The organism is Deltaproteobacteria bacterium, assembly GCA_026712905.1.
In the GTDB taxonomy this organism is placed as follows: Bacteria; Desulfobacterota; Binatia; order UBA9968; family JAJDTQ01; genus JAJDTQ01.
Genome location: JAPOPM010000098.1, coordinates 1 through 12,239 on the forward strand (window position 1 = coordinate 1; position 12,239 = coordinate 12,239).

At 65.5% G+C, this 12,239-nt stretch carries 13 protein-coding genes; 4 read left to right on the top strand and 9 right to left on the bottom strand.

The genetic code is table 11. From position 1 onward, the window contains the following. From OXF11_07210 to msrP, 4 genes are all read right to left on the bottom strand, one after another. Nucleotides 1–1,334: molybdopterin-dependent oxidoreductase (locus tag OXF11_07210; protein MCY4486891.1), on the bottom strand; the 1,334-nt coding region annotated here is incomplete at its 3' end. Further along, complete coding sequence (locus OXF11_07215) at nucleotides 1,327–1,800, bottom strand: (2Fe-2S)-binding protein (GenBank protein ID MCY4486892.1); 474 nt, start codon at nucleotides 1,798–1,800, stop codon at nucleotides 1,327–1,329. The genes OXF11_07210 and OXF11_07215, both read right to left, overlap by 8 nt. 156 nt (nucleotides 1,801–1,956) lie before the next feature. Then, a complete protein-coding gene (locus OXF11_07220; protein MCY4486893.1) occupies nucleotides 1,957–2,586 on the bottom strand; it encodes a sulfoxide reductase heme-binding subunit YedZ in 630 nt (209 codons plus the stop codon). An 85-nt stretch (nucleotides 2,587–2,671) separates the two neighbouring features. Further along, nucleotides 2,672–3,631, bottom strand: coding sequence for a protein-methionine-sulfoxide reductase catalytic subunit MsrP (msrP, locus tag OXF11_07225; protein ID MCY4486894.1), 960 nt, complete (start codon nucleotides 3,629–3,631; stop codon nucleotides 2,672–2,674). A 292-nt stretch (nucleotides 3,632–3,923) separates the two neighbouring features. Here msrP and OXF11_07230 point away from each other — a divergent pair, with 292 nt between their 5' ends. The 4 genes from OXF11_07230 to OXF11_07245 are packed head-to-tail and all read left to right on the top strand — an operon-like array spanning nucleotide 3,924 to nucleotide 6,545. Beyond that, nucleotides 3,924–4,889 carry an aminotransferase class IV gene (locus OXF11_07230; protein MCY4486895.1) on the top strand — a complete coding sequence of 322 codons (966 nt, stop codon included), beginning with the start codon at nucleotides 3,924–3,926 and terminating at the stop codon, nucleotides 4,887–4,889. Between the two features lie 7 nt (nucleotides 4,890–4,896). Then, nucleotides 4,897–5,835, top strand: coding sequence for a DUF368 domain-containing protein (locus tag OXF11_07235; GenBank protein MCY4486896.1), 939 nt, complete (start codon nucleotides 4,897–4,899; stop codon nucleotides 5,833–5,835). Between the two features lie 39 nt (nucleotides 5,836–5,874). Continuing rightward, the gene (locus tag OXF11_07240) at nucleotides 5,875–6,153 is read left to right on the top strand and encodes a hypothetical protein (protein ID MCY4486897.1); all 279 of its coding nucleotides are present in this window, start codon (nucleotides 5,875–5,877) and stop codon (nucleotides 6,151–6,153) included. Further along, a complete protein-coding gene (locus OXF11_07245; GenBank protein ID MCY4486898.1) occupies nucleotides 6,150–6,545 on the top strand; it encodes a type II toxin-antitoxin system VapC family toxin in 396 nt (131 codons plus the stop codon). Before OXF11_07240 ends, OXF11_07245 begins: the two co-directional genes overlap by 4 nt. A gap of 50 nt (nucleotides 6,546–6,595) precedes the next feature. Here the strand turns inward: OXF11_07245 and OXF11_07250 are convergent, their stop codons facing one another. The 5 genes from OXF11_07250 to asnS form a co-directional block, all read right to left on the bottom strand. After that, nucleotides 6,596–7,657 carry a TRAP transporter substrate-binding protein gene (locus tag OXF11_07250; protein ID MCY4486899.1) on the bottom strand — a complete coding sequence of 354 codons (1,062 nt, stop codon included), beginning with the start codon at nucleotides 7,655–7,657 and terminating at the stop codon, nucleotides 6,596–6,598. Then, complete coding sequence (locus OXF11_07255; GenBank protein MCY4486900.1) at nucleotides 7,647–8,333, bottom strand: sialate O-acetylesterase; 687 nt, start codon at nucleotides 8,331–8,333, stop codon at nucleotides 7,647–7,649. Before OXF11_07255 ends, OXF11_07250 begins: the two co-directional genes overlap by 11 nt. A gap of 3 nt (nucleotides 8,334–8,336) precedes the next feature. After that, the gene (locus OXF11_07260; GenBank protein ID MCY4486901.1) at nucleotides 8,337–9,323 is read right to left on the bottom strand and encodes an ornithine cyclodeaminase family protein; all 987 of its coding nucleotides are present in this window, start codon (nucleotides 9,321–9,323) and stop codon (nucleotides 8,337–8,339) included. 50 nt (nucleotides 9,324–9,373) lie between these two features. Next, the gene (locus OXF11_07265) at nucleotides 9,374–10,510 is read right to left on the bottom strand and encodes a Xaa-Pro peptidase family protein (protein ID MCY4486902.1); all 1,137 of its coding nucleotides are present in this window, start codon (nucleotides 10,508–10,510) and stop codon (nucleotides 9,374–9,376) included. A gap of 320 nt (nucleotides 10,511–10,830) precedes the next feature. Then, complete coding sequence (asnS, locus tag OXF11_07270; protein ID MCY4486903.1) at nucleotides 10,831–12,219, bottom strand: asparagine--tRNA ligase; 1,389 nt, start codon at nucleotides 12,217–12,219, stop codon at nucleotides 10,831–10,833. Between the last annotated feature and the right edge of the window lie 20 nt (nucleotides 12,220–12,239).

Below are 12,239 nucleotides of genomic sequence, written 5' to 3' on the forward strand. Positions count from 1 at the left end.
CGCTCCCGCGCCTGCTCTTCCTTGAGTGCCGGGTAGTCCACCTTTTCCAGCGCCCGCTTCAGCAGGCCGGGATAGTCGCCGCTGTCGTAGACGTTGCCGTTGGGGGTGGTGTAGGGCATCTGCTCCGGCTGCACCAGGTTCCTGAAGCGCACCTCGGAGGGGTCCATGTCCAGGTCCTGGGCCACCCGGTCGATGATGCGCTCCCAGATGTAGCACATGCCCGGCTTGCCGATGCCGCGGTTGGGGATCACCGGACAGCGGTTGGTGACCACCGAGTAGCCGTCGGCGCGGATGTTCTGCACCTTGTAGGTGTTGCTCAGGTTGTTGAGCTTGTTGGTGAAGTGGATGGTGAGCGTGCTGATGGAGCCGCCCACGTCGTCGATCTCCTTGAAGCGCAGCCCGTCCACCGTGCCGTCGTTCTTCACCGCGGCTTCGACGTCGAAGTGCTGCTCGCACGCGTGGCCCGCGGCCATCATGTGCTCGTTGCGGTCCTCGATCCACTTGACGGGCCGGCCCGACTTGATGGCCAGCAGCGCCACGATGACCACGTACTTGCGGATCAGGTGGATCTTCTGGCCGAAGCCGCCGCCGATGTCCGGGATGATGACCCGGATGTCGTCGATCTCGAGGGCGTCCCGGAGCGCGTCGTAGATGTTTTCCGGCACCTGGGTGTTGGTGCGCACCGTGAGTTTGCGGCTGAAGCGGTCGTAAGAGGCGATGCACGCCAGCGGCTCCAGCGGTGTCGAGCTGTAGCGGTGGATCTTGAGGTCCTCCCGCACCACCCGGTCCGCCTCCCGGAACGCCTTCTCGGTGTCGCCGTATTCCAGGGTACCCTGCCAGGCCAGGTTGGCACCCAGCTCTTCGTAGATGACCGAGGCGTCCTCGCCGGCCATGGCCTTGTGGACGTCGGTGTTGGCCGGGAGGATCTCGTAATCCACGGCGATGGATTCGAGAACGTCCTCCGCGATGCTCCGGTCCTTGGCCGCCACCGCCCCCACGGGCTCGCCCACGTAGCGCACCTTGTCCACCGCGCCGGCGTATTCCGCGATGGGCTTCTTGAGGCCCGCGGCGTAGCGGCCGGGGCGGAAGGGCTTGGTGTCCCGCTTGATGTCCTCGGGGGTGACCACCGCGAACACGTCCGAGCGGCTCAGGGCCGCCTGGGCGTCCACCCCGACGATGCGCGCGTGCGCGTGGGGGCTCCGCAGGAACACCGCCTGCAACATGCCGGGCTCGGTGAAGTCGTCGGTGTACCGACCCTTCCCGCTGACGAGCCGCGGCCCTTCCTTGCTGCGCGCGGCAAGGCCCACGTATTGGTTCGGATTCGCGCTAGCCATTGTTCACCTGCCCCGCGGCTTCCTTCACCGCCGCTACGATCTGGACGTATCCCGTGCACATGCACAGATTGCCCGCCAGACCTTCGCGAATCTCCTCTTCGCTGGGATTCGGGTTCTTCTTCAACAGAGAGTCCGCCGCCAGGATCATACCCGGCGTGCAGTACCCGCACTGGAAGCCGTAGTTGTTGATGAAGGCCTCCTGCACCGGGTGCAGCACGTCGCCTTCCGCCAACCCTTCGATGGTGGTGATCTCCTTGCCGTTGGCCTGCACCGCGAACATCAGGCAAGACTTCACCAGAGTCCCGTTCACCTGCACCGTGCACGCGCCGCACTCGCCGATGATGCAGCCGATGTGCGTGCCGGTGAGGCCGATGGTCTCCCGCAGAAAGTAGGAGAGGAGCTGGCGCGGCTCCACGTCCTCTTCGTACAACCGTCCGTTGACAGTCACCCGAACCGTCTGTTTCATGGCGTGATCGTGGCTCCTAATCTGTTCGGATCGAGTTCCCGGCGCGTTCCGGGATGCTGCTCGCCGTCCATAATCGAAGGCGCGGCCGAAGCGCCGGCCGCGCCCTGGAATCGCACAAAGGAGGGTTTATAACGGGGCGCCCGCGGGCCTGTCAAATTACGGCCGGGACGCGCGCTTCTTCGCCCACGGCGCGTTGCGCCAAATCGCGAGGCGGTAGCCCAGCAACACGGCGAGAACGCCGGCGTAGATGAGCGGTTCCCGCAGGTCGGCCTTCACGAGCCACAGGAAGTGGATGACCCCGGCCGCGGCGGAAAAGTAGACCAGGCGGTGGAGCTGTTGCCAGCGGCGCCCGCCGAGCCTGCGGATCATTCCCGCGGTGGAGGTGGCGGCCAGCGGGACCATCAGCAGGAAGCCCACGGAACCGGCGGTGATGTACGGCCGCTTGAACACGTCCTGAAGGATCGCGGCGGGGTCGAAGAAGTGGTCCAGCACCACGAACGTGGACAGGTGCACGCAGGTGTAGAAGAAGGCGAATAGCCCCAGCATGCGCCGCAGCCGGATGAGGCTGGCGTACCCGGTGAGGCGCCGGAGCGGCGTCACCGCCAGCGTGAGCATCAGGAACACCAGGGCGAACGTGCCGGTGGTGTGCGTGATGTACTCCACCGGGTTGGCGCCGAGCCCGCCGCTGAAGAGCCCGATCACCAGCCGCGCCGCCGGAATCAGCGAGGCCGCGAAGACCAGAACCTTGAACCAGGTGAAGGGTTTGCCCCAGGTGGAAGCCTTCATGGATTGTGCGTCAGGCGGCGATGTCCCTTTCCCCGGACCCGGCCGCGACCTTCCGGCCGGGCCGGTCCGCGGAACGGCTCGCGGCTCAGTAGAGTTTCTTCAGGTCCATCCCCTTGTAGAGATGCGCCACCTGCTCCTCGTAGCCGTTGAACATGAGTGTCTTGCGCCGGAAGAAATCGCCGATGCGGCGCTCGCTCGCCTGGCTCCAGCGCGGGTGGTTCACCGTGGGATTCACATTGGAGTAGAAGCCGTACTCCTGGGGGGCGGCCATGTTCCATGACGTGGGCGGCTCCTCCTCCACGAAGCGGATCTTGACGATGGACTTGCCGCTCTTGAACCCGTATTTCCACGGCACCACCAGGCGGATGGGCGCGCCGTTCTGGTTGGGCATCACCTCGCCGTAGAGTCCCACGCCCATGATCGTCAGCGGATTCATGGCCTCGTCCATGCGCAACCCCTCGGTGTACGGCCAGTCGAGGATGCCCCGGCGCTGACCGGGCATCTGCTCGGCATCGTAAAGGGTGACGAACTGGATGTACTTGGCGTTGTTGGTGGGCTCCACCGCCTTGATCAGGTGGCTCAGCTCGAACCCGATCCACGGGATCACCATGGACCACGCCTCCACGCAGCGCATCCGGTAGACGCGCTCCTCCAGCGGCATCTTCAGCAGTTCCTCGATGTCGAAGGTCCCGGGCTTGTGCACTTCGCCTTCGACTTCCACCGTCCACGGCCGGGTCTTGAGGCTCCCGGAATGCCGCTTCGGGTCCCCCTTGTCCGTGCCGAACTCGTAGAAGTTGTTGTAGCTCGTGATGTCCTTGAGCGGCGTCTGCGGCTCGTCGGTGGCGTAGTTGCCCTTGGTGACGTTCTCGAGCTTGGTGGCGCCCCAGGCCGTGCCCACGGAACCGAGCAGGCCGGGAGCCAGAAGCCCCGTGCCCAGGCCCGCCGCTCCCAACGACGCGGTTCGAATGAACTGGCGGCGGTTGAGATACAGCTCCTTGTCCGTGATCTCACTGCTCTTGATGTCCGCGGGCCTCTTGATCAGCATGAGTGCTTCCTTTCCTCGTCAAGCACGGTGAGTGGTGTGGTGTAACATTTACTTCAATGTGGCACGAGCACGTCACATGTCAAACCGACAATGCTCAAAGATCGTCATTCCCGCACTGACTTCCGATTCGTCATTCCCGCACCGACTTCCGATTCGTCATTCCCGCACCGACTTCCGATTCGTCATTCCCGCGGAAGCGGGAATCCAGGGGTGGGGAGGGGCGGAAATGGACCGTGCGGCCGTTTCGTAGTAGATTCCCTCATTCCCTTTGATTTTGGATGGAGGCAACGTGATGCATGAGAAGATCGTCTATCTGAACGGCAGCTTCGTGCCCGAAAGCGAGGCCAAGGTGTCGGTGCTCGACATGGGGTTCCACGCCGGCGACGGCGTCTACGACGTGACCCGCACGTTCCGGCACCAGCCGTTCAAGCTGAAGGAGCACAACGACCGGCTGTTCCGCTCGTTGAAGTACACGCGCATCGACTGCGGCATGACCCAGGACGAGATGGAAGCCGCGGCGCTGGAAGTGATCGAGCGCAACAAGGACCTCCTGGGTCCGGACGACGACTATGCCGTGTGGCAGGTGGTGAGCAGGGGAGAGCGGTCTTCGAAGGGTGGACGGGCCAAGGGGAATGCCACCGTTGCGATCTACTGCCACGATGTGGACTTCACCGGGTTCTGCCGCCACTACGTCGAGGGCGTCCCCATCATCGTGCCCGCCACCCGGCGCATTCCGCCCCAGTGCCTGGAGTCCAAGGCCAAGATCACCAACAAGATGAACCACATCATCGCCACCTTCGAGGCCCGGCAGGCGGACCCCAAGGCCATCCCGCTGATGCTGGACCTCGACGGCAACATCGCCGAGAGCAACGCCCACAACTTCTTCGCGGTCATCGGCGGGAAGGTCTACACCCCCGGCTCCAAGAACGTCCTGGGCGGCATCACCCGGGCCGTGCTCGGGGAGTTGGCGGGACCGCTGGACCTGGAGGTGGAGGAGGCCAACCTGACTCCCTATGATTGTCTGAACGCCGATGAGGCGTTTCTGACCAGCACCAGCCCCACCATCGTGCCCATCAAGAGCATCAACGGCGTCGGCTTTCCGTATGACGCCCCCGGCCCCGTGACCGTGCGCCTCCTCAAGGGGTGGTCCAATCTCGTGGGCGTGGACATCGTCGCTCAGGCCATCGACCACATGGAGGAGGAGAAGGACGAGTTGATGGCGGCATGGAACGAGAAGCAGGCGGCGCTGGGGCTGTAGCGGCAGCGTGGCCGCCACCAACCGCCCGGCCCGCGGGCTGAAACATTATCTCTACGTTGCCTTCTCCGGCCTGACCATGGGCGCCGCCGACGTCGTCCCCGGCGTCTCCGGCGGCACCATGGCGTTCATCATGGGCGTCTACGAGGAACTCGTGGACGCCCTCAAGACGTTCAACTGGCGGCTGCTGCTCATGCTGGTGCGCCTGCGCTTCCGCGAGGCGGTGGCCGCCGTTCCCTGGCGTTTCCTGGCGGTGCTCGGCGCCGGCATCGCCGCCGCCGTCCTGGTCCTGGCCGGGCCCGTGGGCTGGCTGCTGGACCACCATCCGGTGCCGCTGTTCGCCTTCTTCCTGGGAATGGTCCTGGCCAGCATGGCGACCGTGGCCGCGCGGTTGCGCTGGTCCGCGACCGCCGTGCTGTGCCTGCTGCTGGGCACCGCGGCCGCCTGGTGGCTGGTGGGGCTTGTCCCCAGGGAGATGCCCCACGACGCCGTGACCCTCTTCCTGAGCGGGGCCGCCGCCATCACCGCGATGATGCTGCCCGGAATCTCCGGCTCCTTCATCCTCCTGATCCTGGGCCAGTACGAGTTCACCATCGACGCCGTCCGTGACCGGGACTTTCTCGCCATCCTGCCGCTGGTCAAGGGCGCCATCTGCGGCATCCTGCCGTTCGTGCGTATCCTGAGCTGGCTCCTGCGCCGCCACTACCAGATCACCATCGCGCTCCTCATCGGCTTCATGGCCGGCTCGCTGCGGAAGATCTGGCCCTTCAAGGGGGCGGTGCCGGGGCAGGGCGAGGGATCGGCCTTCCGGGAAATCAACGTGCTGCCGGCGGTGGACGGTGCCTTCTGGCTGGCGGCGGGTCTGTGTGTCCTTGGGTTTCTGTTGGTGCTCGGCTTGAACCGGATGGCTCAGACAAAAGGGCTGGACCTTGACCGGAAAATCAGCTAATAAGATTATCTGATTGTCTGCGGAGGTATCGGAGGTATCATGGCACAAACACTCACTGTGACCGAGGTTGCTCGTAACTTTGCAGAGTACATTAACCGCGTTTCTTATCGGGGCGAAAATTTCGTACTTGTACGCGGCAACAAGCCGGTGGCCGAACTGCGTCCGGTGCCCGCTGGTAAAAGACTCGCGGAACTTCCCTCGCTGTTGGCGTCGCTACCGCATCTTTCGCCGGCTGAAGCCGCGCAACTGTCTGATGACCTCGCGGCAGCCCGCGAGGAATTGGCCCATGTCAAGGTCCGTGACCCGTGGGAGTCTTGATCGATACGAGCGTCCTGATCGAATTCGAGCGGGGCCGTCTCAACCTGGAACCCTACCTTAGCGGGCGCGGACAGGAAGAGTTCTTCCTCTCAATGATCACGGCCAGCGAGCTTCTCCACGGCGTCCATCGCGCCGTAGATTCACAGATTCGCATGAAACGGTCTGTGTTTGTCGAAGCGTTGCTGGAGCGGTTTCCGTTGCTGCCTGTAGATCTGGCGATCGCACGAACACACGCCCAGGTTTGGGCAGATCTGGCCGGAGCAGGGAAGATGATCGGCCCGAATGATCTTTGGATAGCTGCTACGGCGCTGGCGCACGGCCTGACGATGGTCACGGCCGATGTCCGCGAGTTCGACCGGGTACCGGGTTTGGTCGTCGAGGAGTGCAGATGAGTCACCGTCGTGAGAAAGCCACTAGACCCACGGTTCCTAAAGGGAAACCCCTACTCGGGTTCGAAGGCGGCGATGATCGCGGCGCCCTCGCTGCCGGCGGCTTTCGCCCACTCGGCCGCCATGGTGGCGCCAATGGCCGCGAGGTCGGCGGCGAGCCGCTTGCCCGGTGCCTTTACGCTCATGCCGTTGGCCGTGAGTTGCGCCAGATACCAGTCGGTAAGCTCGCGGGCACGCGTCGTTCCCGCCGCCTCCGCCAGCAGCGCCGTCGCCCGCAGGCAGTTCCGGGCGCCTGCGGCGAGCGCCGCGAAGGCGTCCTTGTTCGCGAACACGTAGTTGCGCGGCATCCAGGCACGGGCGTCGTAGAAGTGGCTGACGTAGTCCCAGACCTGGCGGTCGTACCCGGTGGCGCCTGATGAGATGAAGGCCTCCGCCGTGCCGTCCGCCAGCGCCGCCCGCAGCATCGCCGCCTCGACCTGCACCGCCGGCATCCCGGCGTGGGCGGCGAGCCTCGCGGTGGCCTCGTTGTTGGCGCGGAACCTGATTCCTTCCATGTCCGCGACGCTCTCGATCGCGCCTTTGAAGTACATCCCCTGCGGCGGCCAGGGCACCGAGTACAGCAGCACCAGGTTCTGGCCGGCCAGAACCTGGGCGAGCCGGTCTTTCGCCGCGTGCCAGAGCCGTTCGGATGCCTCGAAGGACGTCGCCAGGAAGGGTACCGAGTCGAAGCCGAACACGGCGTTCTCGCCCTGGTGTGCGCTTAGAAAGCGCTCGCCGATGGCCGCCCGGCCGGTCTCGACCGCGCGTTTGATCTCGTCGCCCTGGTAGAGCGACCCGTTGGCGTGAACCGTGATCTCCAGCGTTCCGCCGGTGCAGATGCCCACCGCCTCGGCGAAGAGTTTGGCGGTCTCGGTGTGGTAGTTGGTTTCCGCATAGGCCGTCGGCATGTTCCAGCGCTCGCCCGCGTGCGCCACCTGTGCCGCGCCGACGACCAACACCAGGCCGGCGGCCAGTCGGATCATCCATCCCATGGCCTTCCACCCGTCGTGCGTGCGCCCCCCGGCTCGTTCGCCGTTCCGGGATTGTCCCACGCGGCACAGGGAGTCACGGATCATCTTGCAGCCGCCGGTAGGCGTCAGCGTACCGCTCTCCGAAAACTCTTAACGATCGGGCGTCGTAGTGCAGGCTGTCGCCCTTGTCGGTGAGGCCCTCGGCGTTGACGAAGGCGCTGTGGGGGACGGCGTCCGGGACCCTGCGCAGTTCCGCGTTCACGATCCGGTAGTGCGGGAAATCGGGACGTTTCGAAAGATAGCCGCCCAGCTCACCCACGATTACCGGCAGGAAAGGGGCGTCGAGTTGTTCTCGTAACGTGGCTACCATGACGCTGAACCGCCGGAGGTAGCTGGAAGCGTCGGCTTCGGCCTTGGAGTCGTGCTCTCCCTGGTGCCACAGCACGGCCTTGATGGTGCCGTCCCGGGCGACCTCGCGGGCGGCGGCCATGGCACCTTCATAGAGGTCGGCGCCGGGCATCCACCGTTCGAGCGGAGTGGAGCCCACGGCCCGCGGCACGAGGCCGATGGCCGTGCCGGGGGGGGCGTCGAGCACCGTGCGGGCGAAGCTCATGGCCAGGCCGATGCCGGCGGTGGGGCGGTCGTGGTGCAGGGGCTCTTCCGCGATGGCCCAGGTGCCGTCCTGAAAAACGCGGATGCGCTCGTCGCGGATGGGCTCCACGTCTTCCAGGAGCCCGCGGCCGGCCATGTTCGACTGCCCCATTAAGAGAAAGATGTCCATGCTTCAATACGGCAGCCGGGTGCCGACGCCTTCCTCCAGCGCCTTCTTGTAGAGCCACGCGGCCAGCGAGATGTCCTGGTTCACCAGACCGATGGCGCGCATGAAGATTCGTTCCCGGTCATCTTCCCGGCCGGCGACCGCGCCCGACAGGACGTCCGGGATCTCAGCGTAGACGTCGTCTCGCGTGAGGAAGCCTTCCTTGAGCATCCGGTCGATATCCGACTTCTTCTTGCACTGGGCCCAACTGTCCACCACGAACTTGCCCATACCTTTGTAGGCGGCGTTCTCCAGTTCCTGGTGCTTGCCGATGGAGTAGACGAAGGCCCCGGGGCTGATCCATTCCTGCTTGACGAAGGGCTCGGATGTGGTGGTGGCGGAAACCACCAGGTCCGCGCCGTCCAGCGCCTGCGGCGCGGTGTCGCAGGGGATGACGTTCAGATCCAGCGCTTCGCCCACCTCCCGTGCAAAGGCCTCGCGAGTCTCGGGGCGGCGGGACAGCACCCGCACCTCGGAGAGATCGAAGGCGCGCGCCATGACCGGCACGGTGGCGCTGGCGGTGTCGCCGACGCCGAGCATGGCCATCACCGACGCGCCCTGGCGCGAGAGGCTCTGGCAGGCCACGGTGGCGGCGGCGCCGGTCCTGACCGAATGGCACCAGTCCTCGTCCATGATGGCGCTGACCTCGCCCCCCTCGCGGTCGCTCAGGATGAGGATGCGCCGGGGGCCCTGAGGCTGCCGCGACGGGTCGCGGCTGCCGCCCGCGGCCTTGATGGCGCGGAAACGAAAGCCGGCCGCGACGTCCAGCGAGCAGCCGGTGACCCAGTACTGCCAGCCTTGCTCGGGCTTCACCGCCAAGTCCTCGGGCACGGACCAGCCCACGCGTCCGGCGCTGTGGTCCTGGAGCGCCGACTTGACGATGTCGATGGCCGCGCCCAGGTCGAGCAGCCGCTTGACGTCGTCGTTGGACAGATAGAGGATTCCGTTGGCCATGGCGTTCTCCGGCTATCGCCGCTTGGGTCGGGCTCCGCGGCCCGGCCGCTTCATTGTTCGATGATGTAAAGCCGTTCGGCCCCGGCGGTCAGGGGCTCGGCCCCGTCCGCCGTGATGAACACGTCCTCTTCCAGGTGGATGGAGGCCCCGGGGATGCGCACCTTCGGCTCGATGGCGAGCACCATGCCCACCTCCACGTTCCGCACCTCGGCTTCGCTGATGGACGGGGGTTCGGCCCTTGCCATGCCGATGCCGTGTCCGATGCGCTTGGGGCTTTCCACCTCGGGGTAGCCGTTCCGCTCGAGCTCGACGTTGGCGACCCGCGGGATCTCCGCGATGGGCGTCCCCGGCTTCATGACCTTGACGCACTCTCGGATCAGGTGCAGCGCGAGCGCGTGCTCCTTGATCTGATCCGCGCTCGGCGCGCCGAAGACCGCCTGGCGGGTGATGTCGCCGTAGTAGCCCTCGTAGCAGGCGCCGAAGTCCGCGATCAGGCGGTCGCCCTTCTCGTAGCGGCGGTCGTCGTACTTGGTGGAGGCATTCAGCATGAGGAAGCCGGGATGGCGCGGATGGGCGCCTTCCTGGGTCATGGCGATGTAGAGGCGCTCGGCCACCTCCCGGCGGGTGACTCCGGCCTTCAGGTCCGGCAGGATGCGGTCGAAGGCGCTTACCGAGATGTCGCAGGCCTTGCGCATGTTGTCCATCTCCCGCGGGCTCTTGTAGAGGCGCTGGTCGGTGAGGGCCGCGGAACCGTCCTCTATCTTGGCCTTGGGCAACGCCTCGGTGAGCTGGGTGAGATAGTTGACCGGGAAGCCCAGCCGCTGGTCGTCGTCCAGCTCGAAACCCAGCTTGGCGGAGCCGTAGCCCATGTCGTTCAGGAGCTCGCTCAGCATCTCCCGCGGAAAGGGCACGTCCACGTAGCTCCGCACCTCGCCGAACCAGGGCAGCGCCTCGGCCTTGGTCTTGTTGTTGCCGTACACCAGCGCGAAGGGCTTGCCCTCTCTGGGGATGAAGCAGATCTCGGGCCGCATCAGGTGGTCGAACTGATAGCTGACGAGTCCGGTGAAGTACCAGAAGTTGTCGCGGCCCGAGGCCACGATGAGGTCCAGCTCGTCGCGCTCCATGAGCCGCTGCAGCTCTTGGTGCCGTGTTTCGTACTCCTCCTGGGGAAACGGTGCTTCGATCATACGGGAGCCTCCGGTTCGAGGTTGTGGTGGAAAGCAGCGAGCATACCAAGGGGCCGTGAGCGCCGCAAATCTACGAAGCGTCATTCCCGAGAAAGCGGCTGCGTCGGAACTCGTGAGGCAACGGTCCCCCGAAGAGTCATTCCCGCGAAAGCGGGAATCCAGGGGCGGTGGTGGGGCACTACAGCAGCGTTTCTCCGCCTCGCCACCCCTGGATTCCCGCCTTCGCGGGAATGACGTTCCGAGGTGTTGGTGCCGCTACGTGGCCGAGCGCAGTTTTGACACAGCCTGGGAAGCGGGAATCCAGGGGTTGTACCGACGGCTCAGAACTCGGCGAATCCGGGGACACGGGGGAAGGGGATGACGTCGCGGATGTTCCCCATGCCGGTCATGAACTGCACCAGGCGCTCGAATCCCAGTCCGAAACCCGCGTGGGGCGCCGAGCCGTAGCGCCGCAGCTCCAGGTACCACCAGTACTCCTCTTCGGGCAGGCCGCACTCCCGGATCCGCTGCTGGAGCTGCGCCAGGCGGTGCTCCCGCTGCGAGCCGCCGATGATCTCGCCGATCTTGGGCACGAGCACGTCCATGGCCGCCACGGTGCGCTCGTCGTCGTTGAGGTACATGTAGAACGCCTTGATTTCCTTGGGATAGTCGATGACGATGACCGGCCGGCCCACGTGCTCTTCGACGAGGTAGCGTTCGTGCTCGCTCTGCAGGTTGACGCCCCACGACACCGGGTACTCGAAATCGCGGTCGGAGCCCTGGAGGATGTCCACCGCCTCGCTGTAGGTCATGCGCTCGAAGGGCTGTTCCACGATGTTCGTGAGGGTCTCCAGCACCGTGTCGTCGATGCGCTGGTTGAAGAAGGCCATGTCCTCCGGGCAGCTTTCCAGCACGTCCCTGGTGACGTCCTTGAGGAACGCCTCGGCCAAATCCATGTTTCCCTGGATGTCGCAGAAGGCCATCTCCGGCTCCACCATCCAGAACTCCGCCAAGTGCCGGCTGGTGTTGGAATTCTCGGAGCGGAAGGTGGGTCCGAAGGTGTAGACGTTGGTCAGGGCCAGGGCGGCGATCTCCGCTTCGAGCTGGCCCGACACCGTGAGCCGCGCCTCCTTGCCGAAGAAGTCCTGGGAGTAGTCCACGCCGCCCGACTCGGTTCGCGGCGCCTTGTCCGGATCCAACGCCGAGACCCGGAACATCTCGCCGGCGCCCTCGCAGTCCGAAAGCGTGATGATGGGGGCATGGAGGTGGATGAAGCCGCGATCCTGAAAGGCCCGGTGGATCGCCTGGGCGGCGGCGTTCCGCACCCGCATCACCGCGCCGAAGGTGTTGGTGCGCATGCGCAGGTGGCCCAGGGTGCGCAGGAACTCGAAGCTGTGGCGCTTCTTCTGAAGCGGATAGTCCTCGTCCGCGTGGCCCACCACCTCCACCCCTGTCGCCTGGATCTCGTAGCGCTGCCCCTTGCCCGGCGATTCCACCAGCCGTCCGGCGACGCGCACGCAGCTACCGGTGGTGAGTTTGCCGATCTCGGACTCGTAGTTGTCCAGCTCCGGCGCGGCCACGGCCTGGATGCCGGCCATGCACGAGCCGTCCGAGACGTCGAGGAACGACACGTTCTTGCTGTGGCGCACGGTGCGCAGCCACCCCTCCACGGTCACGTCCGAGCCCGCGGAGCGGTGGTCGAGCAGGTCTTTGATACGTTCCTTTGCCATGGCTGTTCAGCGTCTCCTTT

Bases quoted from the DNA above. Each gene is read 5' to 3' on its own strand.
- OXF11_07250 (MCY4486899.1), bottom strand. From the start codon at position 7,657: ATGATCCGTGACTCCCTGTGCCGCGTGGGACAATCCCGGAACGGCGAA.
- OXF11_07260 (MCY4486901.1), bottom strand. From the start codon at position 9,323: ATGGCCAACGGAATCCTCTATCTGTCCAACGACGACGTCAAGCGGCTG.
- OXF11_07265 (MCY4486902.1), bottom strand. From the start codon at position 10,510: ATGATCGAAGCACCGTTTCCCCAGGAGGAGTACGAAACACGGCACCAA.
- OXF11_07255 (MCY4486900.1), bottom strand. From the start codon at position 8,333: ATGGACATCTTTCTCTTAATGGGGCAGTCGAACATGGCCGGCCGCGGG.
- msrP (MCY4486894.1), bottom strand. From the start codon at position 3,631: ATGCTGATCAAGAGGCCCGCGGACATCAAGAGCAGTGAGATCACGGAC.
- asnS (MCY4486903.1), bottom strand. From the start codon at position 12,219: ATGGCAAAGGAACGTATCAAAGACCTGCTCGACCACCGCTCCGCGGGC.
- OXF11_07220 (MCY4486893.1), bottom strand. From the start codon at position 2,586: ATGAAGGCTTCCACCTGGGGCAAACCCTTCACCTGGTTCAAGGTTCTG.
- OXF11_07240 (MCY4486897.1), top strand. From the start codon at position 5,875: ATGGCACAAACACTCACTGTGACCGAGGTTGCTCGTAACTTTGCAGAG.
- OXF11_07230 (MCY4486895.1), top strand. From the start codon at position 3,924: ATGCATGAGAAGATCGTCTATCTGAACGGCAGCTTCGTGCCCGAAAGC.
- OXF11_07215 (MCY4486892.1), bottom strand. From the start codon at position 1,800: ATGAAACAGACGGTTCGGGTGACTGTCAACGGACGGTTGTACGAAGAG.